The organism is Streptomyces sp. SS1-1, assembly GCF_008973465.1.
Taxonomy (GTDB): Bacteria; Actinomycetota; Actinomycetes; order Streptomycetales; family Streptomycetaceae; genus Streptomyces.
In genome coordinates this window covers 2,102,973-2,127,321 of the sequence record NZ_WBXN01000004.1, presented here as the reverse complement: position 1 = coordinate 2,127,321, position 24,349 = coordinate 2,102,973, and the positions used below count along the sequence as shown (strand labels likewise).

Genomic DNA, 24,349 nt, shown 5'->3' with positions numbered 1-24,349 from the left:
GGGACCGACAGGCCCCTGCGATCACGGATTCACGGTGATCGCGGCGCTCAGCAGTTCGCGAGGTACGAGGTGAGGGCGGACTTCTCGGCCGAGTCGACGGAGAGGTCGTAGTAGTACTTCACCTGCACCCAGGCGCGGACGTAGGTGCAGCGGTAGGCGGTGCGGGAGGGCATCCAGGTGGCGGGGTCCTGGTCGCCCTTGGACTGGTTGACGTTGTCGGTGACGGCGATGAGCTGGGGCCGGGTGAGGTCGTTGGCGAACGCCTGGCGGCGGGAGGTGGTCCAGGAGCCGGCGCCGGAGTCCCAGGCCTCGGCGAGCGGGACGACGTGGTCGATGTCGAGGTCGGAGGCGGCGGTCCAGGTGGCGCCGTCGTAGGGGGAGTACCAGCTGCCGCTGGTGGCGGTGCAGGCGGAGTTGGTGACGACGTTCGTGCCGTCACGCTTGAGGACGGTCTCGCGGGTGTTGCAGGTGCCGGACTGGGTGATCCAGTGCGGGAAGAGGTCGCGGTCGTAGCCGGTGCGGTTCTCGGCGGCGACGGTGAGCTGGGAGAGGTAGCCGCGCGCGGTGGCGGCGCTGACCGGGGTGGGGAGGGCGGCGGAGGCCGTCGGGCCGTTGAAGAGTCCGGCGGAGGCGATGACGCCGGTCAGCGCCGCGAGTATGCTGACGCGTCGACGCGCGTAGAACGTGGGCATGCGAACTCCCTTGTGGGGTGGGGGTGTTGGCGTCCGGGCATGGGCATGCTCGCGACGCCGTGTTGCGGGGAGGTGTGCGCGCGGTAAGAAGTTAGTGGCGCGTACATGACATAACAAGGTTTACGGCGAAACGTTTCGCGTATGATGGGGGCAGCAGAAGGGGAGTAGCTCTTCGCCGGACCGTCGACATACTGCTCAGCTCGTCTGAGCCGGCGCCCGGAGGCGGACCTCGGTCATGGGGTCGGCCAGCGAGACCTTCGGCAAGCAGTGCACGTCCGTACCTCCGGTGCGGGCGACCCGTGCGCTGCCGTGCCGAGGTGTCGCAGTGCGGAACACACTCTCGGCGGGGCAGCCCCGACCGATTGAGGACCCTTGATCAGCCTGACCGTGGCGGCCGTCGTCTTCGGCGTCGTCTTCCTCGCCGAACTGCCCGACAAGACCGCGCTCGCCGGACTCGTGCTCGGCACCCGTTACCGCGCGTCGTATGTCTTCGCCGGTGTCGCCGCCGCCTTCACCGTGCACGTCGTGCTCGCCGTGGCGGCCGGCAGCGTGCTGACGCTGCTGCCCCAGCAGATCGTGCACGCCGTGACCGGCCTGCTCTTCCTGGGCGGCGCGGCCGTGCTGCTGCTGAAGAAGGACGACGGCGAGGAGGAGATCCGCAAGCCGGAGAACCAGTCCTTCTGGAAGGTGTCCGGCGCCGGCTTCATGCTGATCCTGGTCGCCGAGTTCGGGGACCTGACGCAGATCATGACCGCCAACCTCGCCGCCCGCTACGACGACCCGCTCTCCGTCGGCATCGGCGCCGTGCTGGCGCTGTGGAGCGTGGCCGCCCTCGGGATCGTCGGCGGCAAGGCGCTGATGCGCCGGGTGCCGCTGAAGCTGATCACCAGGATCGCGGCGCTCGTGATGCTCGGCCTGGGCGTGTGGAGCCTCTACGAGGCGATCGCCTGACGGCCGGCGGGTACGCGTGACCCGTACGGCGGGTACCCGTGACCCGTACGACGCGAGCCGAACGGCCGGTGAACGTTTCCGGATGCGGTGGCGCGAACGGGCCTCGGTTTTGTACCGTAGAAAAACAAAGTGGCTCCGCCCGTTTTCCCTGACCGGCGGGCGGATCCACCTTGTCCCTCCCGGGGGCCGCCAGGCCGCCCCGGCACCCCCGCGCCACACCCCCCGCTTGGAGTCGTCGATGCCGGCCGCCGCCGTCCCCACCGTGCTCACCGCCCGCGCCCTCCTGCTCGACATGGACGGCACCCTCGTCAACTCCGACGCCGTGGTGGAGCGCATCTGGCGCCGCTGGGCCGACCGGCACGGGCTGGACGGCGACGAGGTGATGAAGGTCGTGCACGGACGGCAGGGGTACGCCTCGATGGCGCTGCTGCTGCCCGGGCGGCCCATGGAGCAGAACCACGCGGACAACGCGCGCATGCTCGCCGAGGAGACCGCCGACATGGACGGCGTGGTGCCGGTGCCCGGCGCGGCCGCGTTCCTCGCCTCCCTGAGTGGGCTGCCGCACGCCCTGGTCACGTCGGCCGATGTCGCGCTGTCCACCGCGCGGATGGGGGCCGCCGGGCTCGCGCTGCCGGATGTGCGGGTGACCGCCGAGTCCGTGGGTGCCAGCAAGCCGGACCCCGAGGGCTTCCTCAAGGGGGCCGCCGAACTCGGTGTCGATCCGGCCGACTGTGTCGTCTTCGAGGACTCCGGTGCCGGTATCCAGGCCGGGCGGGCCGCGGGGATGCGGGTCGTGGGGGTCGGGCCGCGGGCCGGGCTTCATGGGCCCGACGTGCTGGTTCAGGACCTGCGGCAGGTGCGGGTCGAGGCCGGCGAGGGCGGGGCGATCCGGCTCGTCGTCGGCTGACGGCCCGCGTGGGGCTCGGGCCGGGTTTTCCCGCCCCCGCCGCCCCTGCCCGTCCCGTCCCCGGGGGCTGCCGCCCCCGGACCCCCGCTTCGGCCCTGGACGGGCCTCGTCCTCAAGCGCCGGACAGGCTGATCATCACGGGCTTCGTCGTCACGTGTCAGGGCTCGCTGGTCTCCGACTCCAGGCGCTCCCGTGTCTTCGCGTCGTACACGCCCCACTCCTGTGGCCAGATGCCCCGGGCCCACTGGTAGCGGGAGACCGCGTCCGTCACGTGCTGGTCGTAGGTGCCCCGGGCCGGCCGGTTGTACAGGCGCAGTTGGGTCAGGCGCAGTTCCAGTTCGACGACCTCCGGGCCCTGGGAACCCCGGCGCAGCACGGGCGGCTCCGGGTCGGCCGCCAGGTTGCCGTCCGCCGGGGCGGTGCTCGCGGCCGTGCTGGGGCTCTGTTCCGGTTCGGCCGAGGGGGACGGTGTCGGGGAGGCACCGGTCTCGGAGGGGGACGGGGACGACGACTCCGTCGGGTCGGTGGACGGGGACGCGGACGCCGACGCCGACGCGGAGGCCGACGGGGCGACGGCGGTGGCGCCCGGCGCGCGTGTCGTCTCCGACGTGCTCGCCGACGGCGCCGGCACGCCCGCCCGGACGTCCTTCGGCTGTGCCTCGTCCCGCGACGGGGCGTCGTACGCGAACAGCCCGCTCGCCAGGCCCGCCGCCGCGACCACGGCGACCACCGCGGCGCCCGCGCCGAGCAGGACCGTCCGCCGGCGCCGGCCGTCCCCCGCGGTGCCGCTGCCGCCCCGGTCCACGACCCGCAGGGTGGCGGTGGCCGGGTCGAACAGGCTCAGGTCCTGGGCGCTCGGCGCGCTCGCCCCGGGCGCCAGCGGCGTGGGCAGCGCGGAGGCCGGCGCCGGGACCGCGCGCAGCGCCATCGTCTCCCCCTCGTCCGGCGCGCCCTCGCCCTCCAGCTCCACGTATGGGCGTATGCGCAGCGGATCGAAGTCCTCCGCCGCGGCCGCCTCGGCCGTACGCGCCTCACGCAGCGCGTCCGACACGTCCTGGGCGCAGCCGCACTCCGGGGTGCGGTCGGCCGCCCTCGCCGTCCCGCACCGCGGGCACGCACGGCCGTCCGGGCGCTCTGTGCCCCCGGCCCCCTCGGTTCCCCTCGGCTCCGTCACGCGTCGGTCCCTCCCCTCGCGAACTCCCCAGATTATGCAGACGCCCTCCACGGCTTCTTCGCATACCCCGGAGAAGACCCGCTCCCCGGAGGACTCAACAGGCCATAACGGGATACAGCGATCACGATGGAGGGGAAAACGAGACCGTCGGGAGGTCTTTCATGGCCGGGGATGCGCACGGCAGTGCGGGGGGTGTGCGGGACACGCAGCCACCGAAGAGGCGGGCCGAGCCGCACGAGAACGTGCCCGGCAACGTCCTCGTCTCCATCGGCGCGCTGCTCCTCGGCATGCTGCTCGCCGCGCTCGACCAGACCATCGTGTCGACCGCCCTGCCGACCATCGTCAGCGACCTCGGCGGTCTGGAGCACCTGTCCTGGGTCGTGACGGCCTATCTGCTGGCGTCCACGGCCGCCACCCCGCTGTGGGGCAAGCTCGGCGACCAGTACGGACGCAAACGGCTCTACCAGATCGCCATCGTCATCTTCCTCGTCGGCTCCGCCCTGTGCGGCATGGCGCAGGACATGACCCAGCTCATCGCGTTCCGCGCCCTGCAGGGGCTGGGCGGCGGCGGCCTCATCGTGCTGTCCATGGCGATCGTCGGCGACATCGTCCCGCCCCGCGAACGCGGCCGCTACCAGGGGCTGTTCGGGGCGGTGTTCGGCGCCACCAGCGTCCTCGGGCCGCTCCTCGGCGGCGTGTTCACCGAGCATCTGAGCTGGCGGTGGGTGTTCTACGTCAACCTGCCCGTCGGCGTCGTCGCGCTCGCCGTCATCGCCGTCGTGCTGCACATCCCGCGCCGGGGCACCAAGCACGTCATCGACTACCTCGGCACCCTCCTGATCGCCGCCGTCGCCACCGGCCTGGTGCTGGTCGCGTCCCTCGGCGGGACGACGTGGGCGTGGGGCTCGGCGCAGATCGTGGGGCTCGCCGTGGCCTCCGTCGTGCTCGGGCTCGTCTTCGTCGCCGTGGAGCGGCGGGCCGCCGAACCCGTACTGCCCCTCAAGCTGTTCCGGGTGCGCACGTTCACGCTGTCCGCCGTCATCAGCTTCATCGTCGGCTTCGCCATGTTCGGCGCGATGACCTACCTGCCGACCTTCCTCCAGGTCGTCCAGGGCATCAGCCCCACCCTGTCCGGGGTCCACATGCTCCCGATGGTCGCCGGCATGCTGCTGTCGTCCACCGGGTCCGGGCAGATCGTCAGCCGCACCGGCCGCTGGAAGGTCTTCCCGATCGCCGGCACCGGGGTCACCGCCCTGGGCCTGCTGCTTCTGCACCAGCTCGACACCGGCACCTCCACCGCCCTGATGAGCGTGTACTTCTTCGTCTTCGGGCTCGGCCTCGGCCTGGTCATGCAGGTCCTCGTGCTGATCGTGCAGAACGCCGTCCCCTACGAGGACCTCGGTGTCGCCACCTCCGGCGCCACGTTCTTCCGCTCCATCGGCGCCTCGTTCGGCGTCGCCATCTTCGGCACGATCTTCGCCAACCGGCTCGACGACCTCCTCGTGGACGCCTTCCGCGGCGTGGAACTGCCGCCCGGCGCCTCCCTCGACGGCCTGCAGGCCGACCCGCGCGGCATCGCCGGACTGCCCGCCGCTCTGCGCCCGGCCGCGCTCGACGCCTACGCGACGGCCATCACCGACGTGTTCCTGTACGCCGTCCCCGTGGCCCTGCTGGGCTTCCTGCTGGCCTGGTTCCTGCGCGAGGACAAGCTGCGCGGCTCGGTGACCGCCCCCGACGTCACCGAGACCCTGGCCAGCAACCCGGTCGAGCGCTCCTCGTACGACGAGGTGTGCCGGGCGCTGTCGGTGCTCGGTACCCGGGAGGGCCGCCGGCGGATCTACGCGACCATCACCGAGCGGGCCGGGTACGACCTGCTGCCCGCGGCGAGCTGGCTGCTGTTGCGGATCAAACGGTACGGCTGGGTCGAGCCGGTCGTCCTCACCGAGCGCACCTCCGTGCCGCTGCGGGTCGTCCTGGAGGCCGCCCGGCAGATCGAGGGCCGCGGACTGGCCGTCCGTGAGGGGGTCGACCTCGTGCTCACCGACCGGGGCCGCGAGGTCGCCGAGGACCTGGCCCGCGTCCGGGAGGAGTCTCTGGCCGAGATGCTGGGCGACTGGTGGGGGCCCGACCGGCCCACCGACCTGGTCCAGCTGGTGAAGGAGCTCAACTCCGAACTGTGCGGCTCCGACCGGGAGCAGCCGCACAACGGGGTGCGGCCCGCGGAGGCGTGAGCCGGGGCGAGGCGGAAGCCGCGACGGGAAGCGTGCCGAGACGGGAGGCGCGCCGAGACGGGAGCCGTGGCGGGCGTCAGGCCAGCGTCTTGGCGAACCAGTGCTCGGCGTACACGTCGTCGTTGTGCGGGGCGGTCTCCGCGTAACCGAGCCGGGCGTACAGGGCGCGGGCCTCCACCAGGTCGTGCCGGGTGTCGAGGACCACGCGGGCGGCGCCGAGAGCCCGCGCCGCCTCCTCGGCGGCCCGCACCAGCACCGGGCCGCCGCCCCGGCCGCGCAGCGCGTCGCCGACGAACACCCGTGTCAGCTCGGCCGTTTCGGCGTCCAGCAGCCGCACACCCGCCGTGCCGGCCGGCTCGCCCGCCCACCGGGCCACCAGCAACGCGCCGCGCGGGGGCCGCAGTTCGTCCCAGGTGGGCGCGGCGATCTCCCGCTCCAGCTCCGCCGGGTCGGTACGCCGCCCCTCGTGCAGCAGGTACCAGCGGTCGCTGACCTCCGTGTAGTACGCCCGCCAGAGCGCGACGGCGGCGGGGGAGTCGGGGAGTTCGGGGGTGACGGTCCAGGACATGGCCGCCATCGTGGCACCGGGGTCCGGGCGGAGGCACCTCGTTAGTTCGGGGGACGGCCTCGCGGGAGGACGGAAGGACGGACAAAAGCCGTATACCGTGAACGGCCGTATCCTGTACGCCCGATGGCCGTTTGAGACGCCCTTTACCGGCAACCCGACGTCCATGTCAACTGGCGTGATCATTCTGATCGTGATTGCGGTCGTCGTCGTCCTCGGCGTGGCCGCCCTGGCCCTGCGCACCCGTGGTGCCCAGGGCAGCCGGGGCCTGAAGCGGCGCTTCGGCCCCGAATACGAACGGGCCGTGGCCCGCCACGACGGGGACACCAAGGCGGCCGAGCACGAGCTCGCCCAACTCGTCGAGCGGCACGGCGGGCTGAAGAAGCGCGCCCTGGACCCGGCCGACGCCGAGCGCTTCGAGACGCGCTGGACGGCGGCCCAGGAGCACTTCGTCGACGCGCCCCGCGAGGCGGTCACGGAGGCCGAGCGGCTGCTCGCCGAGGTGGCGGCGGCCCGTGGCTTCCCGGCCGGCGACCGGTACGAGGAGCAGCTGGAGGCGCTCGCCGTCCACCACGCTCCCCATGTGCAGGGCTACCGGCACCTGCACCACGTCGCCCGCAACGGGTCCGACACGGAGGAGATGCGCGCGGCCCTGCTGGAGGGGCGCGGCCTGTTCGAGGAACTCGTCGGAGGGCCCCGACGGACCCCCGAACGCACCCATGCGGGGAGGAGCTGAGGCACATGAAGGACGTCACCGACACCGACGCACGCGAGGACGCCCGGACCGGGACCGCCCCGGACCGGTGGCCCACCGCCCCGGACGACGGACGGACCGGCACGCGCGAGGGCGGCACGCAGGAGGCCGCCGGCCTGCGCGACGCCGGGGAGCGCCACACCCCCGGCACCGGCCCGGACACCAAGTCCCTCGCCGGGACGGCACCCGAGACCGACGGGACGCGCGGCACGCAGGACGTGCCTGGCACCGGGACCCATGGCACCGGTACTCACGGCACCCACCGCACCGCTACTCACGGCACGCACGAGACGCACGGCACCCACGCCCCCGGCACCCCGGGCACCGGCGAGCACGCCACCCCCGGCACCGGCACCGGGACCCACGGCACCACCGGCGCCGCGCACGCCGCCCTCCTTCCGGAGGGCGAGCGGGACCGGCTGGAGCTGCGGGTGCGGGACGCCGTGACCCACTTCGTCGACCGGCCGCGGGCCGCCGTCGAGGAGGCCGACGGGGCCGTCGAGGACCTGCTGGGACGCCTCACCGAGGCTCTGGCCGAGCGGCGCCGCACGCTGCGCGGGTCCTGGCAGGACTCCGACGCGACCGCCGACACCGAGCAGCTGCGTCTGGCGCTGCGCGACTACCGCGAGCTGGCCGAACGGCTGCTACACGTCTGACCCGTCCGTCCCGTCCGCCGCCGCCCGGCGTCCCTCCCGGCGCTGCCGCCACTCCCGTACGACCTCGTCGACGTCGTACGGCCGGCGGCCCAGGGGAGGGCCGGGCGGCGGCTTCAGCAGCATGTCGCGGATCTTGACGTTGACGTCCGTGACGATCTTGCGGGCGGCGCGCTCCGTGGGCGCCGCGTACGCCGCCTCCAGCGCGTCCTCCGCCTCCTTGCGCAGCGCCAGCGCCGGGGGCAGCACCGACAGGCCCTCACGGGCCATCTTGCGCTTCACCCACCACAGTTCGTCATACGGCTCCTCCAGATCGCGCGGCAGCGGCCGGCCGGCGCCGGGCAGGCGGTCGAAGTCGCCGCGCCCCTGCGCCTCGCTGATCTGATGGTCGACCCAGGACTCGAACGGCACACCGGGGGGCTTTCGCTCGGTCATGAGTTCATTGTGCCGGACACGATCGCGCCGGGCGATTTATCATGCGGCGTCGATGGTCGAACCGGCCGTCGGGCAAGGACGTTTCAGGAGGAGCGCACGTGCTCGAACTCACCATGGCCGCCGTGTCCGCGGCGGACGAGGGCGCCACGGCCGGCATGCTCATGGCCGACGCGCCCAGCGAGCCGGGCGCCGTGCTCCGGGTCGGCCGGGACAAGTCCGTGTGCCGGCTGGCGACCCCCGACGACTGGCTGTTCGTCTCCCGCGTCCACCTGGAGTTCCAGTGCGCCGCCGACGGCAGCTGGCACGTGACCTGGCTGCGCGGCTCGCAGGCCGACCCGTCCTCCGAGGTGGGGATGACCGTCGCCGGTCAGGTGCGGCCCATCGGGTACGGCCAGACCGTGTCGCTGCCGAGGGGCGGCAGCGGCGAGATCGTCGTCCACGACCGCACCGCCCCGCGCAGCGTCAACGTCGGCTTCTACCACGAGGGCTGAGCGCGCCCGCCCCGGTCACGCCCGCACCCGGGCCAGCAGGAACCCGTCGTAGCCCTTGGCGCCCACCGTCTGCACCGCCGTCGCGGTCAACCGGGGGTGCCGGCCGATCAGTTCCACGGCGGCCCGGGTGCCCCGGATGTCCGGCGCGTCGCTGTCCGCGTCGAGGACGGCGCCGCCCCGCACCACGTTGTCGACGACGATCAGGCTGCCCGTGCTGGTGAGCCGCAGCGCCCACTCCACGTAGTGCGGGTTGTTCGCCTTGTCGGCGTCGATGAACACCAGGTCGAAGGGCGCGGGGTTCTCGTCGGCCAGCTTCGGCAGCGACTCCAGGGCCGGGCCGACCCGCACCTGCACGATCCGGTCCAGGCCCGCCCGCGCCAGGTTGCGGGTGGCGACCTCGGCGTGCCGGGCGTCGTACTCCAGCGTGACCAGCCGGCCGTCCGCGGGCAGCGCGCGGGCCAGCCAGATCGTGGAGTACCCGCCGAGCGTGCCGATCTCCAGGATGCTGCGGGCGCCCTGGATCTCGGCGAGGAGCCGCAGCAGCTTCCCCTGCGGCGCCGTGACGCTGATGCTCGGCAGGCCCGCCGCGTCGCTCTCGCGCCGGGCCGCCTCCAGGGCGTCGTCCTCCTGTGCGATCTGGTCGGTGAAGTACGCGTCGACATCGCCCCAGAGCTGAGACTCGCTCATCGCATGGCCTTTCGGACTGCCGGCCGGGCGCACCGGCCGGATCGCGGCTGACGTTCCAGGATCCCCGACGGCGCGGCGCCCGGGGCCACCCGCGCGCCGCCTCACCGGAGGCGAACGGGCGGACCGCCGACTATCGTCACGGAAAAAGGTGAAGATGTCAGGCGAAATGGGGCATGCCTGCTTCTCCCCGAAGGACGGTACGAGCCGTCCGGCGTTGCGAAGATCCCCGTCGACCCGCGGGGCACATCGGGGCGGGAGGCCGACGAGGCGTGGCGAAGGCGGAGCACCGAGGGCGGCCGGCCGAGGCAGCCGGGGCCACGGCGGCCGGCACCGTCCAGGCACGTGTGCGGGCGATCCGGCTCGGCCTGTGGATGGTCGCCGCGTTCCTCGGCGCCCGCCAGGTGGCCGCCGTCCTCGGCAGCCCGCGCGGCGAGCGGCTGACCGACCTGGAGACCTGGGTCGGCCCGGCCGGCGTCCTGCACCTCGAAGGCTCGCTGTACGACTCCGAGCGGTTCACCGGCACCCCGTTCGGCGGGCTCGTCCTCAAGCCACTGACCCGGGCCGCCGAGGAGGCGCTCGGCTGGGGCTGGACCTTCGGCACCCTCCTCCTCGTCGTCGCCCTCGGGCTGGTGGCCGCCCGCGCCCTGCCACCGCCGGTCGGCCGGCGCACCGCCGTGCTCGCCGCGCCCGTCGCGATCAGCCTGCTGATGGTGTCGCTGCCGGTGCGCACCGCCCTCCACCTCGGCCAGACCAGCATCATCCCGGTCCTGCTCGTCCTCCTCGGCTGCTTCGCCGTGCGCGGGGAGCGGTTCAGCGGGGTGCTCATCGGCGTCGCGGCGGCCCTCCAGCCGACCCTGCTGCTGTTCACGCCCCTGCTGTGGTGCACCGGACGGCGGCGGGCCGCCCTGTCCGCCGGGGCCGCGTTCACCGCCTGCACGCTGCTGGCCTGGGCTGCGATGCCCCGTGACTCGGCCACCTACTGGGTCCACCACATCGCGGGGCTCGGCCTGGGCGGGCCCGCCGACGGCCTCGCCAACCAGTCCCTGCACGGCGCCCTGCTCCGGTTCGGCCTGACCGGGCCCCTCGAGATCGTCCTCCTGCTGGTCCTCGGTGCCGCCGTCGCCGTCCTCGCGCTGCGCCGCGCCGTGCGCTACGCCCGCGACGGGCAGCTCCTGCTCGCCGTCGCCGTCACCGGCTGCGCGGTGATCGTCGTCTCGCCCACCGCCTGGCAGCACCAGCTGCTGTGGGTGCTGCTCGCCGTCGTCGGCCGGGTCGGCCGGCGGGCCGGCGACCGGTACGCGTGGCCCGTCGCGATCGTGCTGGTCATGACACTGCCGGCGGACACGCTCGTGCCGGACAAGGTGGTCTTCCAGCCGCTGCGCGCCGATCTCGTGCTGTGCGCGGCGCTCGCCACGGCCGTCGTCGTGCCGTTCCTGCCGCGCACCTCGCCGTACTGGCGGACCCCGGTGCCGACGCGGTACGCAGACCCGGTGCCGTCCCGGTTCCGGCACATCCCGCTCGTGTCCTTCCTGCGCCGGGCGGTGAGCCGGCCCAACCTGCTCTTCGAGCTCGTGCTGATCCGCGTCACCTACTACGCCTACGCGCAGATCCGCCTCGCCGCCGCGGGCCCGTCCTCCGCGTCGGGGCGGGCCACCGCCGAGGAGCACGGGGCGCAGATCCACTCCGTCGAACGGGCGCTGGGCATCGACATCGAGCGCTGGGCCAACCACGCCGTCGTCGCGGCCGGCGGCCTGCGGGACTTCTTCGACTTCTACTACGAGTCGTTCCACTTCGGCGTGCCACTGGTGATCCTGGGCCTGCTGTACTGGCGGCGGCCCGTCGACTACCGCTGGGCCCGCACCGCGATCGGCGTCGCGACGCTCCTCGCCCTGGTCGGCTTCTGGCTCTACCCGCTCGCGCCGCCCCGCCTCATGCCGGGCCTCGGCGTCGTCGACACCGTGAACGGCCCGCAGGACTTCACCCAGCCCGACTACGGCACCCTCACCGAGCTCACCAACCAGTACGCGGCGATGCCGTCCCTGCACTTCGGGTGGTCCCTGTGGTGCGGTGTGGTCGTCGCCGTGCTCGCCCCGAGACGCTGGATGAAGGCGCTCGGCCTGCTGCACCCGCTGCTCACGGCGACAGCGATCGTCGTCACCGGCAACCACTGGGTGCTGGACGCGGTGGGCGGCGCGCTGGTCGTGGCGGCGGGCTTCGCGGTGACGTACCTGTTCCAGGGCCCGCGCGCCCGGACGGTCACCGCGGGGGAGAAGCGCAACCGCAGCGATCCGCGGGCCGCGGTGAGGGGCCGTACTCGGAGCTGATCCGGTACGCGCCCGAGCGCCGGCGTGCCGTGACGGACGAAAGCGGCGACCCGGGGATCGTGGGTCGCCGCTTTCGGTACAGGGTCGGCCGGATCAGTACCAGCCGTTGGACTGCCAGAAGCCCCAGGCGCCGCACGGGCTGCCGTAGCGGTCCTTCATGTAGTCGAGGCCCCACTTGATCTGGGTGGCCGGGTTCGTCTTCCAGTCCGAGCCCGCCTCGGCCATCTTGTCGCCCGGCAGCGCCTGGACGAGTCCGTAGGCGCCCGACGAGGAGTTGGTGGCGTGCGGGTTCCAGTCGCTCTCATGGTCGACGATCTTGGAGAAGCACTGGAATTGCGCCGAGTCCGCGATCATCTTCTGCGCGACCCGCTGGGCCGAGGAGGCGTCGCCCGTGGCGGCCTGGGCGGGCGCCGAGGCGAGCAGGGTGCCGGCCGTGGCGGCTGCCAGGACCGTACCGGCGAGGGCCTTCTTCGGGGCGGAGAGGCGGCGGAAGGCGGAGACGGCGGACACGGAGAACCTTTCGTACGGGGACGGGGGCCGCGGGCGGGCCGGCCACAAGGGCCCGGCATGCGTCGGCGCCGAGGCCCTGAGGGCACGTCGGCGCCGTGCGACGTCCTCTACCAAAACAGGCGCGGCACATGTCCGCAATGAGCCCATTTGCTAGTGGTGGCCGTATGCCGGGGGTGGGGTGTCCGTGTGACAGGGATCTCCCTGCGCAGGTCGGAGGGTGTTTTGGTGCGGTCATGACAGCCCTGTGGCCCACTAGGGCGGATCGTAGGTGACCTGGGTCATGTGGGATGGTTCACCGCGCCCCTGACAAGGGGCGCACGAGCGCTCACCGTCCGGGTGCGTCGAACGTGACCGGGCTCTCGAAAGCGGCCCGCCGCGTCGCCCGGCGCAGCGCCTTCAGCACCGCCGGACCCAGTACGGCCGTCAGCACCACGGTCACGATCGCCCGCCCCAGGTCCCAGCCGAGCGACGTGGCCACACAGTAGGCGGCGAACCGCGCCAGATTGGCGAGCGGTCCCAGCTCCGGCGCCGGGGAGATCGTCGAGGTGTCCTTCGGCAGATACGGCCAGCCCGCCATGTTCATCACCGTGCCGTACGCGAAGGCGGCGAGGAAGCCGTACGCCGCCAGCAGCGCCACCTCCGCGCGGCCCCGCAGCCGCTCCGCGCCCGGCAGCAGCCCCGCGCCCATGGTGAACCAGCCCATCGACAGCATCTGGAACGGCAGCCACGGCCCCACCCCGCCCGTGAGCAGGGCCGACGCGAACATCGTCACCGAGCCCAGGACGAAGCCGAAGCCCGGACCCAGCACCCGCCCGCTGAGCACCATCAGGAAGAACATCGGCTCCAGCCCGGCCGTCCCCGCGCCGATCGGGCGCAACGCGGCCCCCGTCGCCGCGAGCACGCCGAGCATCGCCACCGCCTTCGGGCCGAGCCCCGACTCCGAGATCGTCGCCGCCACGACCGCGACCAGCAGCATCAGCAGCCCCGTGAACAGCCACGGCGCGTCCTGCGCGTGCGCGTTCACCTGGGAGTCGGGCACGGCGAGGAACGGCCAGCCGAGCGCGGCGGCCCCCACCGCGCCGACCAGCACGAGGGCCGCCACGGACCGTGGCCCCAGCCGGACGGGCCGGGTCCGGTTCCCGGTGCCGCTCATGACAGGGCCTCCTGGACCTGGCCGACGGTCAGCCACCGCCGCGGGGCGAGGATCTTGGTGACCTGCGGGGCGAACGACGGGGAGGACACGACGACCTCGGCGGTCGGACCGTCGGCGATCACCTCGCCCTCCGCGAGCAGCACCACCCGGTGGGCCAGCTCCGCCGCCAGCTCCACGTCGTGCGTGGCCAGCACGATGGCGTGCCCCTGCCCGGCGAGGTCCCGCAGCAGGGCGACGAGATGCGCCTTCGCCGCGTAGTCGAGGCCCCGCGTCGGCTCGTCCAGCAGGAGCAGCGGCGGCCGGGCCGTCAGGACGACCGCCAGCGCGAGCGTCAGCCGCTGGCCCTCGGACAGGTCCCGGGGGTGGAGGTCGTCCGGGACGCCCGGCAGCAGCCTGGACAGCAGCGCCCGGCAGGTGCCCGCCTCGGCCTCCGCGTCGGCGTCCGCCGCCGCGCACTCGCCGGCGACCGTGTCGGCGTACAGCAGGTCGCGGGGCTCCTGCGGGACGAGGCCGACGCGGCGGACGAGGTCGCGGGGCGCGGTGCGGTGCGGCACGGACCCGCCGGTCAGCACGGACCCGGAGGACGGCGTCACCAGGCCCACGAGGGCGTTGAGCAGGGTGGACTTCCCGGCGCCGTTGCGGCCCATGAGGGCGACCGTCTCGCCGGGGGAGACCGTCAGGTCCACCCGCCGCAGCGCCCGCACCCCGTCCCGGGTCACCGCGAGCGCCCGCACCTCGGCCGCGTACGGGGACGCGGGGGCCGCCTCGGCCGTGGCGCGGGAGCGGCCGAACCAGCGGCGGGCCGGGGGACGGACCGGCGGCGGGGCGGGCAGCTCGGAGCGCGCGGGTGCGGGCAGGACGTCGTGGTCGCCGAGGCGCTGCCGCAGGTCCGCCGCCCGGCGCCGGGCGTCCCGGACCGTCAGCGGCAGCGGGGACCAGCCCGCCAGCCGGCCCAGCGCCACCACCGGCGGGAACACCGGGGACATCGCCATGATCTCCGCCGGGTCGCCGAGGACAGGCGGTTCGCCCGGCGCCGGGAGCAGGACGACCCGGTCCGCGTACTGCACGACGCGTTCCAGGCGGTGCTCGGCCATCAGGACCGTCGTACCGAGGTCGTGGACCAGCCGCTGCAGAACGGCCAGAACCTCCTCGGCGGCGGCCGGGTCCAGCGCCGACGTCGGCTCGTCCAGGACCAGCACCCTCGGATGCGGGGTGAGGACCGAGCCGATCGCCACGCGCTGGCGCTGCCCGCCGGATAGGGTGGCGATGGACCGGTCGCGCAGATCGGCCAGGCCCAGCAGGTCCAGCGTCTCCTCGACCCGGCGCCGCATCACGTCCGGGGCCAGCCCCAGCGACTCCATGCCGTAGGCCAGCTCCTCCTCGACGGTGTCGGTCACGAAGTGCGAGAGCGGGTCCTGGCCCACCGTGCCCACCACGTCGGCGAGTTCACGCGGCTTGTGGGTGCGGGTGTCCCGGCCGGCCACCGTGACCCGGCCGCGCAGGGTGCCGCCCGTGAAGTGCGGCACGAGCCCGCTGACCGCGTTCAGCACGGTCGACTTGCCCACCCCCGACGGCCCGACGAGCAGCACCAGCTCCCCCTCGGGCACCACGAGGTCCACGCCGTCCACGGTGGGCGCGGCGGCCCCGTCGTAGGTCACGGAGACGTTCTCGAAGCGGATCACGACGACTCCTCGCGGGCGGCGGCACCGCGCGGCGCCGGCTTCCTCGGTGCGGGCTTCCTCGGTGCGGGGCTGACGAACGCCGGGAGCAGCCCGATCAGGACGGCCGCCGCCGGCCACAGCGGAAGGGCGGGCGCCACCAGCGGCACCACACCCGGGTTCAGGGCCCCCGGCTCACGGCTCGCCGCCAGGGTCAGCAGAGCGGCGACGGCCGCGCCGGACCCGGCGACCAGCCAGGCGCGCGGCCCCCAGCGGTCGGGCCGGTACCGGGTGCGCGGGGAGCGGCGCCCGCCCAGCCGCAGCCCCGCCAGCGCCGCCGCCAGACCGGCCAGCAGCACCGGCAGCCCGTAGGTGCCGCCCGCCGCGGTCAGCAGCCCGTACGTGCCCGCGCACACGCCGAGCAGCCCGCCCAGGGTGAGCGCGGCGGTCGTACGCCGCACCCGGACGGGGACGTCGGCGGTGCGGCCGTAGCCGCGCGCGTCCATCGCGGCGGCCAGCGCGACCGAACGCTCCAGCGCGCCCTCCAGCACCGGCAACCCGACCTGGACCAGGCCGCGCAGCCCCCGGTCGGGCCGCCCGCGCAGCCGCCGGGCGGCCCGCAGACGCTGCATGTCGGCGATCAGATGAGGGGCGTACGTCAGGGCCACGACCACCGCGACCCCCATCTCGTACAGGGCGCCCGGCAGGGACTTCAGCAGCCGCGCCGGGTTGGCGAGGGAGTTCGCCGCGCCCACGCAGATGAGCAGCGTGGCCAGCTTCAGACCCTCGTACAGGGCCCTGACCAGGGTCTCGGCGGTGACCCGGCCGCCCAGCCGGATGCCCTGCGCCCAGTCGGGCAGGGCCACCTCGGGCAGGGTGACGAGCACATGGGTGCCGGGGATGGGGGAGCCGAGGGCCACCGCGAAGAACAGCCGGATCACGAGGACGGCGAGGGCGAGCTTGACGAAGGCGCCGTAGGAACGGGCCCAGGGGGCGTCCGGGCGGCAGCTCGCCACCACATAGGCGGACGTCGCGGTGAGCAGGGCGAGCAGCAGCGGATTGGTGGTGCGGGTCGCCGCGGTGCCCAGCGCCAGCGCCCACACCCACCAGGCGCCGGGGTGCAGGGGGTCGCGAACGGCCCGCCCAGCGTCGGGCACGGCCGGGGAGGGGGCGACCGCCCCCTCCGGGCCACCCCCGCTCCGCGTACCGCCGCGCCCCCCTGCCATCAGCCGCGCCGCCGTCGTGCCTGCCAGACGGCCGCGCTCGCGAGGACCACGACCGCCGCCACACCGGCGACGAGACCGACCGACGCACCGCCCTCCGGGTCGTCGTCCGGCTCGGTGGCCGCCGTGCTCCCGGTGCCCGCCGGCTTCTCGCCCTGCGCGACCTGCTCCCCGCAGCCCTTGCGCGGGTAGCCGTCGATCGCGCACAGCAGGGCGTTGGAGTCGTACCGCAGCGGACCGGCGACGGCCGCCAGGGCGTCCGCGGTCGTGGCGTCCGGGTCGACCCGCGCGCAGACGGTGCGCCGGGCAGGCGGCCGCTCGCCCGACGGGGCGTCGGCGGCCGTACCGAAGTCCAGGACGAGCGCGACGCGCTTCTTGCCGTCCCGCGCGGGCGTACGGGCGCAGATCACCGAGAACTCGGCCGCGCCCCGGGGCCGCGTGGCGTCCTTCGAGTCCTCGCTCACGGCGAAGCGGAACCCCTGGACATCGCCGTCGTCGGGGCGGGACAGCGAGGGGCCGAGGGTGGCGTACGACCAGGAGTCGCCGTCACGGTCCCAGAACGACCAGTAGCGGTACCCGGCGGCCTGGGCGGCCTGGGCCGCGCCGGCCGTGAGGACCAGCGCGGCCAGCAGGACCGCGAGGGCGCGCCGGATCACGCCCGCCCGCCCTTGGTGCGGTGGCTCAGCAGGAAGCCGATGCCGACGCCGACGACGAGGAAGACACCGATGTACCACCAGACGCCGAACGGGCTGTCGTCGTCCTTGTCCTCCTGGGTGTCCGCGCTCTTCGCGGCCGCCTTCTGCGGGGCCGGGCCGGTCGCGTTCAGCTTCGCGACCAGGTCGGTGCCGCCGAAGGCGCGCGGGTCGGTGCCGGTGGCGTGCGCGGCGAAGATCAGCTGGGCGTAGGCGGCGGGGCCGTTCTGCGCGGCCCACGCGGCGGCGTTGCCCTCCAGCCACTTCAGGGGCTTCGCGGCGGCCCCGGCCCCGCCCTGCGCGGCGAGCGCGACGACCGCGTCGGCCGTGTTGCCGTAGTCCGGCTGGTCGTCGGCGCCGGGCAGAGCGGAGACCAGGTGCCCGTCCTTCGCGAGGACCCGCGTCAGATAGGCGGCGCCGTTGGCGGCGGCCTGCTCGGGGGAGCCGGCCTTCGCGCAGGTGGCGTCGGCCTTCTCGCCGGCGCTCGTGACGAGCCCCTTGCCGAGCGCGCCGATCACCCCGGCCGCGGTGGCGTCGGCGTTGGCGGCCAGCCTGCCCTTCTTGTCCGGCTGGTAGGCGAACGCGCCCGCGTCGTCGCCCTCGCAGGGCAGCGCGAGGGAGAGCAGGGCGTCGTACGGCGACTTGCCGTCCCTGGTCACCTCGGCCGGCTTCTCGCCGGCGGCGGCCAGCGCGCCGACGACGACCGACGTCGAGTTGGTGTCGCTGGCGCCGCCCGGGGTGTAGCCCCAGCCGCCGTCCTTGTTCTGCACGGACTTCAGCCAGGTGACGGCCTTGCCGGTGACGTCGTCGTGACCGCCGAGGGCCGTCAGGGCCTGCACGGCGGCGGCGGTGCTGTTGCTGTCGACCATCACCTTGGCGTCGCACGCCTTGGCGGTGTCGGCGCGGTAGGCGGCGAACGCCCCGTTCGCGCACTGCTGCCCGGTCAGCCAGTCCACGGCGGACGCGGCGGGCCGCACCTTCGCGGTGTGCTGGGCGAGCAGCGCGAGGGACTGGCGCCAGACCCCGTCGTACGTCGGGTCGGTGGTGCCGTACAGCCCCTCGGGGAGGGACGCCGACGGCGACGGGGACGGTGAGTCGGCGGCCATGGCGGGCGCGGCCGCGCCGAGCACGACGGTGGCGGCCAGGGCCGCTGCGCTGCGGCGGACGTTCATGATCGGCGGGTGCCCTCTCCCTGTGGGGAGCCGGACAGCACGGGAGGACCCCCCCGGGCGGCTCGGCTCCGTATACCTCGACGGTGCCGTGCTCCGGCAGGCTGCCGGGACACGTGAGCCGGTCACGTCCGTCCAGGGCGGTCCGGCTCACCGGCCTCGGACTCGCCCGCCACGGGGGGCGGGACGCGGGGACCGGATCACGGTTGCGGGTCAGCGCCGGAATTGCACCGGCTTTCCCCTGAACGGGTGAGTGATGACGACCGGGACACTGTACCCGGGGGTAGGGCGGGGTGGTGAGGTGGCTGGGGGGTGCCCGGTCGGCCTCGGCCCCGCGCACGGCCGTCGGCCGGGTGGTCACCACCTCGGCCTCACGGGTGTGGGACCTGCGCGGCACGTCCCGATCCCGGCACCGCGGCCGGGGGGATCGAGAATCCGATCACACTGCGCCTCAGATCGGCTCGGGGTCGAACTCCCAGCCCGATCGCCTCCACTCGCGCAGCGCCAGGGCGCGGGGATGGTCGGCGCCGAGCCGGGCGGTGAGGGCGCCCAGCACCTCCTCGCGCAGTCGCTCGGCGGCCTCGGTCTCCCCCAGCTCGTTCAGCACCACCGCGAGGTTGGCGGCGCAGACCAGGGGAGCGGGGTGCTGGTCGTCGTCGAGGACATCACGGATCCGGTCCAGCACCGACTCGTAGGTCGCGCGGGCGATCTCCCGCTGACCCAGCGCCGCCTGGGCGTTGGCCACGTTCATCCCGCACATCAGGGTGAACGGGTGGTCGTCGTCGAAGATCTCGGCGAAGGCCCGCGCCGCCTGCTCGGCGTGCGCCAGGGAGGAGGCCGCCTCGTTCGCCGAGCAGAGGAGCACGGCCAGGTTCGCGTAGCAGGCCGCGGTGTAGGGGTGCTGGTCGTGGAAGAAGCGACGGCAGTCGTCCAGGACCCGGCGGGCCAGTTCGAGGGCCTCCTCGGTACGGCCCTGGGCGCCCAGCGCGCCGGCCAGCCCCAGCTGGAGCAGCAGCCGGTTGGGTGACGCCGACCCCTCCTCGGCGGGGAGGGCGGCGAGCACCGCACGGGTCAGCTCCTCCGCCTCCTGCGCCCGCCCCAGCCGGCGCAGCGCGCCCGCCAGGGCCTTGCCGGCGTTGACCGTGGTGGGGGAGGACGGCCCGAACTGCCGGTTGTCGAGACAGCTCTGGTAGGTACGCCGCAACTGGTGCTCCGCGCCCGCGTAGTCACCGCAGTCCAGGAGATCGCGGGCGTGGCTGATCGTCGATTCCCGGGTGTACGCGTGCTCGGAACCGAGGATCTTCTTCCGCATCTCCATCGTCTTGCGGTCCAGCCGCAGGGCGTCCGCGTACTGCCCCAGCACCCGCAGGCAGACGGCGTAGTTGTTGGCCGCCACGAGGCTGCGCGGGTGGTCCTCACCGAACAGTTCGAAGAGCCGCTCGTAGTTCCGGCGGTCGCGTTCCGCGGCCTCGCTGTAGCGGCCCAGCCCCCGCAGGTCGGCGGCCACACCGCCCGAGGTCATGAGGATGTGGAGGTCGTCCGGGCTGTCCAGGACCGCCTCCTGGCGGCGCAGGACGTCCATGTCCATGTCCAGGGCTTCCTGATAACGGCCCTGTGCGCGGAGGACGTTGCCGATCTGGAAGCCCATGTGCAGCACCCATCGATCCTCTTCGCCGCTGTGCTCCACCCATCCCTCGTGGACCCGCGTGCTGAGTTCGTAGGCCTGCTTGAGCTCGCCGCGGCGGCGCAGCTGGCGCACGCGGTCGACGATCAGCTTGCGGATGCCGTAGTCCGGTGTCGTCAGGGCCCACTTGGTTCCGAGGTGCGGCCAGATGATGCGGTAGCGCTCCCAGGTGTTGTGGTCCTCGGGGTCGTCCTGTTCGGGGCGGGCGGCCACCAGCGTGCGGAACACGGCGTCCCGCATGGTCTCCTGCTCCTCCTCCGTCATGTTGGAACGCACCGACATCTGCACCAGCCGGTGCACCTGGAGACTGCGGGACTTGCGGTCCACCGTGGCCAGCGAGAGGCGGCTCAGCTCCTGGAAGGCCCGCGCGATCATCTCCGTGCCGTCCAAGGGGCGCGGCCGGAAGCCTTCAGATGCCCGGCCCGACAGGGCCTGGGCGATCTGGGTGCTCTGCAGGAGATCGAGGGAGATGGGCCCGGGGCTGAACCAAGCCGCCAGCTTCAGGAGTTGCACGGCCGGCGGGAAGCTCTCGTAGAGCTGCTCGATCGCCACGCGCCACGTCTTGGAGACGTCGAGCAGCCGGTCCTCGGGGCTCGGGCCCTGCGCGTCGACCGCCGGCTGGCGTTCCAGGAGCTTGACGTACTCCTGGGTCTGCAGACCCGTCTCCCTGAGCACGGCGGCCGCGTGCTCCACCGCGAGCGGCAGGTCGCCGAGGGCCGCCGCCACTTCGTCGGCCTCCTCGGTGCTGCACTCGGTGAGCCTGCGCTTGAGGTGCGCCACGCTCTCCTCGCGTTCGAACACGCCGACGTCGGTGATCTCGGCGTACCGCTCCCAGCCCTCGGCCCGCTGGCTGGTGACCAGGATGTGACCGGACTTGCCGCTCACCAGCAGGTCGGACAGGTCGCTCACATGCTCGACGTTGTCGAGGATCAGCAGCCAGCGGCTGTAGGGCCGGCCCAGGCCGAGCGCCTCCTTGACGACGGTCGCCGTGGCCGTCGGGTTCTTGCGCTCGCCGACGCCGAGCGGGCCGGCCAGCTGGGCGTACTGCTCGACGGCGAGGTTCCGCTGGTCCGCCTGGATGTGCCAGACGACGTCGTAGTCGCCCTTGTAACGGTGGGCGAACTCCAGGGCGAGCATCGTCTTGCCGACGCCGCCCATGCCGCGCAGCAGCACGGTGCCGTTGCCGGCCCGCAGCCGGTCGCGCAAGTGCTCCAGCAGACGCTCGCGCCCGGTGAAGGACGGGTTGCGGATCGGCAGGGACTGCACGGCGGGCTCGGCCCCGGGAAAGCGCGGACCGCCGTCGCTCGCCGTGACCGGGCTGAACAGCGGCTGTGTCGGGGCCTCCACGGCGTTCAGCAGAACCTGCCGGGCGGCGTCCTCGTCGGCGCCGCACCGGGTGAGGTCGGCGGCCGTGCGATCGGAGAACGGGGCGCTCAGCCGTACGTCGTCCACCCGGACGGCGACCGGGCCGCGCGGGTTCTCGGCCTGTTCGAGGCTGTCGGCCATGTCCCGCCCGCCCCGTGCGGCCATGAACTTGCGGTAGGCGTGGGACAGGACGGCGAGGCTCCGCGTGGACGGTCCCGCCGCCCGGCCGGTCCCGGCCCGCTCCGCCGCGGCCGGGGTGCCCTGCGGCAGCAACTGCACACGGAAGCCCACGGACTTGAGGGTGAACTCGATCCAGTCGGCCCAGGTGCGGTCCTCGGGGACGAAGCTCACCCGTACCTCGGTGTCCTCCAGCGGTCTGGGCCGCTTGTACAGGGCGAGGACGCGTTTGCGCTCCGCGTCGTCCATGGGGGGCAGCGCGGTGACCTCGCCGTCGGAGATGACCTCCGTCAGCCGTTCGCAGGCGGCGAGCATCGACGTGGGGCGGCCGGGGGCGTCCCGGAACGGTGCCAGCAGTTCCTCGTAGGCGTAGAAGGGCCGGTAGGGGATCTCGACCTTGCCCCAGTACTCCTGGGCGTCCAGCGTGCAGTGGCGGCGGACGATGTCGGCGAACTTCGCCCGCATCTGCTCCCGCGCCGCCTCCAGACGGTCGGCCTCACCGTTGGCGTCCTCCACCCGCATGGGGACCGGGATGATGCGGATCCCGCGATAGCCGTAGAGGGTGTCGATCTTCTGCGCCACCGCGTGGGCGCCGTCCATGCCCTGGCTGCTCGGAGTGAACGCGACGACCAGGGCGTCCGGCAGCAGCACCGTGCAGACGTCGGAGACGTCGCTCAGTCCGGTGCGGCTGTCGATCAGGACGTAGTCGTAGTTCTGGGTGAGTTCGTGCTTGAGCGCCCTCACGAAGACCGGCCCGTGCCAGGTGTGGTCCAGGAAGCGCATCCAGTCGAACTGCGAGTACGCCGACAGGTACTCCTTGTTCTGCGTGCCCGGGGACACGTAGTCGAGCCGGCCGCCGCCGGGGAACTTCCAGTCCAGCGGGATGACGCAGTGGTTGAAACGGGCCTGCGAGTCCACCCACGCCGCCTCGGCGGCCACCCAGTCGTCCTCCGGGTGGCTCTCCGGCTGCCTGCGCTGCTCCAGCACCGTCTGGTTGAAGTGCAGGAAGAGGTCGATGATGCCGGACGCCGACCGTAACCGGTCGCGGTCCAGGAACGGGTGGAGGAAGCGGTCCAGGCCGGGCGCGTCGAGGTCCCAGTCGACGACCAGCACCCGTTTCCCGCCGGACGCCAGGATCCAGGCCGTGTTGGCGAGGGACATGGTGCGGCCGGTGCCGCCCTTGTAGGAGTAGAAGGTGACGACCTTCCCCGCGGCCGGCTCCTCCGGCTCCTGAGCCGGCGTCCCCGTCGTCTCTCCCGCGCCGTTCTCGTCAGTCACTGGTTCGTCCTCCGCTCCCCGTGACGCCGCGCCGGGCCGGCGTCGGGCGCGGGGAATCGTCCTGGATGGAATCGAGATACCGCAAATAGCAACTCTTCGCCAACTCCGCGAAAAGCCATGCGAAAGCATCGGGCTGGGCGATGCCCTGAGCGGCCGCGCCCCGGGCCGTGTGGCGCACGTCGTCCAGCTGCCGGTGCCAGGACAGCGTGTCCCGCAGCCGGTCGGTGAGCCGCTTCCTGTCGCGCTGCGTCTGCGGGTCGTCGCCCGCGAGGACCGCCATGACGGCCAGCCAGGGCCGGTTGGCCCGGTCGATGCGCCGCACCATGTCCGACGTCCTGGGGTCGCCGAGGGCCCACGCGTCGACCACCAGCACCCAGGGCGCGACCGGCCGGGCGGGCTCCCGTCCGGGTCCCTCGTGGACGATGCTCTCGTACGCCTTCTCGAAGGCGACCAGTTCCGGTTCGAAGCCGAGATTGCCGGCGAGGGCGAGGGCCTGCTGGATCAGCGATCCGGACGCCGTCCGGAACGGCCGCCACGCCTCGGTGTCCGGGCCGTACGTGGCCGCCTCACGCCCCGGAGGCAGCCGGCCGGCCGTCGGCGCGAGGGCCGTGATCCGCAAGGTCGGCTTCGACCGCTGCGGCGCGAACGCGTCCTCCAGACCGTGCCGGTCGCCCCACTGCCCCGCGTCGGCCGGCCGGGCCGGTGAGTCCTTCGCCGCCCGTGCGACACGTTCGGCGAGGCGCGCCAGCACCTGGCGGTACGCGCGCTGGTCGTCCTCCAGCTCCATGAGCCGGTACAGACCGGCTTCCGCGTACCGGTCCTGGGCGCGCCGCTCCTCGGCGCCACCCGCGCGCGGCAGATGGGTGGAGATCTCCAGCGCGGCCGGCGGCAGGGTGGTGCCGTCGGTGGGCGGGACCCACAGGACGGGGACCACGGCACGGCCGTAGTGCCGGCCGCCCCGGCGTTTGAACGCGGTCCACTGGCGTCCGCACAGCGGGTCGGTGAAGTAGCGCGGCGCGTACAGCGGGACGAAGACACGGCAGGCCGCCAGCGCCGACTGCCAGGCGCCGGACGGAGCGTCCGGGGTGTCCACGTGCCCGGCGTCCTGCGCCTTCACCCGGGTCAGCCGGGCCACCTGTTTGCGCAGGTCGTCGTAGAAGGAGAAGACCGGCTGGTCGGCGTCGGATCCGTGCGGCCCCGGGGTGCGGGCGTAGCTGAGGAAGAAGACCGGAGCAGTGGCAGTCATGAGTCCCCCTGGGTGCACGGCGCGAAGACGTTGCGCAGGTCGTCGAAGAGGCTGACGTCACAGGGTTTGAAGCGGGCCGCGGTGGCGACGTCGACGATCCGCTCGGCGATGCGCCACACGGTCCGCCGGTAGACCCGCCACCTCCCGGCCTCCATCAGTCCCCGCAACCCCATGAGCTGGAGGTCGTGGAACTGCTCCTGACGATTGTCCGGCGCGCGGGAGCCGGCGGTCCCGGAGTGCGTCTGCCCGTAGCTGTGGAAGAAGAAAGGCACCTGGGAATCAGGCGGGCGATCGGCTAAGTGCTCGTCGGTCACCTGCGCTGCCCCCTCC

General features: G+C 73.6%; 21 protein-coding genes and 1 riboswitch. Of the genes, 7 read left to right on the top strand and 14 right to left on the bottom strand.

Features of this window, described 5'->3' with window-relative positions; all coding sequences use genetic code 11:
- Positions 1 to 47: 47 nt before the first annotated feature.
- Complete coding sequence (locus F8R89_RS10885; RefSeq protein ID WP_151783788.1) at positions 48 to 692, bottom strand: HNH endonuclease family protein; 645 nt, start codon at positions 690 to 692, stop codon at positions 48 to 50.
- Between the two features lie 372 nt (positions 693 to 1,064).
- Here F8R89_RS10885 and F8R89_RS10880 point away from each other — a divergent pair, with 372 nt between their 5' ends.
- Complete coding sequence (locus F8R89_RS10880) at positions 1,065 to 1,643, top strand: TMEM165/GDT1 family protein (protein ID WP_151783787.1); 579 nt, start codon at positions 1,065 to 1,067, stop codon at positions 1,641 to 1,643.
- 238 nt (positions 1,644 to 1,881) lie between these two features.
- The gene (locus F8R89_RS10875) at positions 1,882 to 2,550 is read left to right on the top strand and encodes an HAD family hydrolase (RefSeq protein ID WP_151783786.1); all 669 of its coding nucleotides are present in this window, start codon (positions 1,882 to 1,884) and stop codon (positions 2,548 to 2,550) included.
- Between the two features lie 157 nt (positions 2,551 to 2,707).
- Here the strand turns inward: F8R89_RS10875 and F8R89_RS10870 are convergent, their stop codons facing one another.
- Positions 2,708 to 3,601 carry a peptidoglycan-binding protein gene (locus F8R89_RS10870; protein ID WP_151783785.1) on the bottom strand — a complete coding sequence of 298 codons (894 nt, stop codon included), beginning with the start codon at positions 3,599 to 3,601 and terminating at the stop codon, positions 2,708 to 2,710.
- 284 nt (positions 3,602 to 3,885) lie between these two features.
- Here F8R89_RS10870 and F8R89_RS10865 point away from each other — a divergent pair, with 284 nt between their 5' ends.
- Positions 3,886 to 5,955 (top strand): MDR family MFS transporter, encoded by a 2,070-nt coding sequence (locus F8R89_RS10865; RefSeq protein ID WP_151783784.1) that lies wholly within the window; start codon positions 3,886 to 3,888, stop codon positions 5,953 to 5,955.
- Positions 5,956 to 6,031: 76 nt separating this feature from the next.
- Here the strand turns inward: F8R89_RS10865 and F8R89_RS10860 are convergent, their stop codons facing one another.
- Positions 6,032 to 6,523 carry a GNAT family N-acetyltransferase gene (locus F8R89_RS10860; RefSeq protein WP_192806091.1) on the bottom strand — a complete coding sequence of 164 codons (492 nt, stop codon included), beginning with the start codon at positions 6,521 to 6,523 and terminating at the stop codon, positions 6,032 to 6,034.
- 190 nt (positions 6,524 to 6,713) lie between these two features.
- Between F8R89_RS10860 and F8R89_RS10855 the strand changes: the two genes are divergently transcribed.
- Both F8R89_RS10855 and F8R89_RS36170 read left to right on the top strand, forming a co-directional pair.
- A complete protein-coding gene (locus F8R89_RS10855; protein ID WP_413251246.1) occupies positions 6,714 to 7,256 on the top strand; it encodes a hypothetical protein in 543 nt (180 codons plus the stop codon).
- Between the two features lie 5 nt (positions 7,257 to 7,261).
- Positions 7,262 to 7,930, top strand: a complete 669-nt coding sequence (locus tag F8R89_RS36170; RefSeq protein WP_192806090.1) for a hypothetical protein — start codon at positions 7,262 to 7,264, stop codon at positions 7,928 to 7,930.
- Here the strand turns inward: F8R89_RS36170 and F8R89_RS10845 are convergent.
- The gene (locus tag F8R89_RS10845) at positions 7,919 to 8,362 is read right to left on the bottom strand and encodes a DUF1992 domain-containing protein (protein WP_151783781.1); all 444 of its coding nucleotides are present in this window, start codon (positions 8,360 to 8,362) and stop codon (positions 7,919 to 7,921) included. The two genes, F8R89_RS36170 and F8R89_RS10845, sit on opposite strands and share 12 nt — an antisense overlap.
- A 98-nt stretch (positions 8,363 to 8,460) precedes the next feature.
- On the opposite strand from F8R89_RS10845, the gene F8R89_RS10840 reads away from it, so the two are divergent.
- Positions 8,461 to 8,853: an FHA domain-containing protein gene (locus F8R89_RS10840; protein ID WP_151783780.1), complete on the top strand. Its 393-nt coding sequence runs from the start codon at positions 8,461 to 8,463 to the stop codon at positions 8,851 to 8,853.
- A 15-nt stretch (positions 8,854 to 8,868) separates the two neighbouring features.
- On the opposite strand, the gene F8R89_RS10835 is transcribed toward F8R89_RS10840, so the two are convergent.
- The gene (locus tag F8R89_RS10835; RefSeq protein ID WP_151783779.1) at positions 8,869 to 9,540 is read right to left on the bottom strand and encodes an O-methyltransferase; all 672 of its coding nucleotides are present in this window, start codon (positions 9,538 to 9,540) and stop codon (positions 8,869 to 8,871) included.
- 269 nt (positions 9,541 to 9,809) lie between these two features.
- Between F8R89_RS10835 and F8R89_RS10830 the strand changes: the two genes are divergently transcribed.
- A complete protein-coding gene (locus F8R89_RS10830; RefSeq protein WP_151783778.1) occupies positions 9,810 to 11,864 on the top strand; it encodes a bifunctional glycosyltransferase 87/phosphatase PAP2 family protein in 2,055 nt (684 codons plus the stop codon).
- A 93-nt stretch (positions 11,865 to 11,957) separates the two neighbouring features.
- Here the strand turns inward: F8R89_RS10830 and F8R89_RS10825 are convergent, their stop codons facing one another.
- From F8R89_RS10825 to F8R89_RS10785, 9 genes are all read right to left on the bottom strand, one after another.
- Positions 11,958 to 12,374, bottom strand: a complete 417-nt coding sequence (locus tag F8R89_RS10825; protein WP_192806089.1) for a transglycosylase SLT domain-containing protein — start codon at positions 12,372 to 12,374, stop codon at positions 11,958 to 11,960.
- A 325-nt stretch (positions 12,375 to 12,699) separates the two neighbouring features.
- Positions 12,700 to 13,527 (bottom strand): ECF transporter S component, encoded by an 828-nt coding sequence (locus F8R89_RS10820; RefSeq protein WP_151783776.1) that lies wholly within the window; start codon positions 13,525 to 13,527, stop codon positions 12,700 to 12,702.
- Positions 13,524 to 15,209, bottom strand: coding sequence for an ABC transporter ATP-binding protein (locus F8R89_RS10815; RefSeq protein WP_151783775.1), 1,686 nt, complete (start codon positions 15,207 to 15,209; stop codon positions 13,524 to 13,526). Before F8R89_RS10815 ends, F8R89_RS10820 begins: the two co-directional genes overlap by 4 nt.
- Positions 15,206 to 16,411, bottom strand: a complete 1,206-nt coding sequence (locus F8R89_RS10810; protein WP_151783774.1) for an energy-coupling factor transporter transmembrane component T — start codon at positions 16,409 to 16,411, stop codon at positions 15,206 to 15,208. The genes F8R89_RS10815 and F8R89_RS10810 overlap by 4 nt, the downstream gene beginning before the upstream one ends.
- Positions 16,411 to 17,064 (bottom strand): SCO2322 family protein, encoded by a 654-nt coding sequence (locus F8R89_RS10805; RefSeq protein WP_151783773.1) that lies wholly within the window; start codon positions 17,062 to 17,064, stop codon positions 16,411 to 16,413. Before F8R89_RS10805 ends, F8R89_RS10810 begins: the two co-directional genes overlap by 1 nt.
- Positions 17,061 to 18,272 (bottom strand): prenyltransferase/squalene oxidase repeat-containing protein, encoded by a 1,212-nt coding sequence (locus F8R89_RS10800; RefSeq protein WP_151783772.1) that lies wholly within the window; start codon positions 18,270 to 18,272, stop codon positions 17,061 to 17,063. Before F8R89_RS10800 ends, F8R89_RS10805 begins: the two co-directional genes overlap by 4 nt.
- Positions 18,273 to 18,389: 117 nt before the next feature.
- A riboswitch (cobalamin riboswitch) is annotated at positions 18,390 to 18,552 on the bottom strand.
- 168 nt (positions 18,553 to 18,720) lie between these two features.
- Positions 18,721 to 22,773: an FxSxx-COOH system tetratricopeptide repeat protein gene (fxsT, locus tag F8R89_RS10795; protein WP_225994363.1), complete on the bottom strand. Its 4,053-nt coding sequence runs from the start codon at positions 22,771 to 22,773 to the stop codon at positions 18,721 to 18,723.
- A complete protein-coding gene (locus F8R89_RS36660; protein ID WP_151783770.1) occupies positions 22,766 to 24,019 on the bottom strand; it encodes a TIR-like protein FxsC in 1,254 nt (417 codons plus the stop codon). The genes fxsT and F8R89_RS36660 overlap by 8 nt, the downstream gene beginning before the upstream one ends.
- The gene (locus F8R89_RS10785; protein WP_151783769.1) at positions 24,016 to 24,291 is read right to left on the bottom strand and encodes a hypothetical protein; all 276 of its coding nucleotides are present in this window, start codon (positions 24,289 to 24,291) and stop codon (positions 24,016 to 24,018) included. The genes F8R89_RS36660 and F8R89_RS10785 overlap by 4 nt, the downstream gene beginning before the upstream one ends.
- Positions 24,292 to 24,349 lie beyond the last annotated feature (58 nt).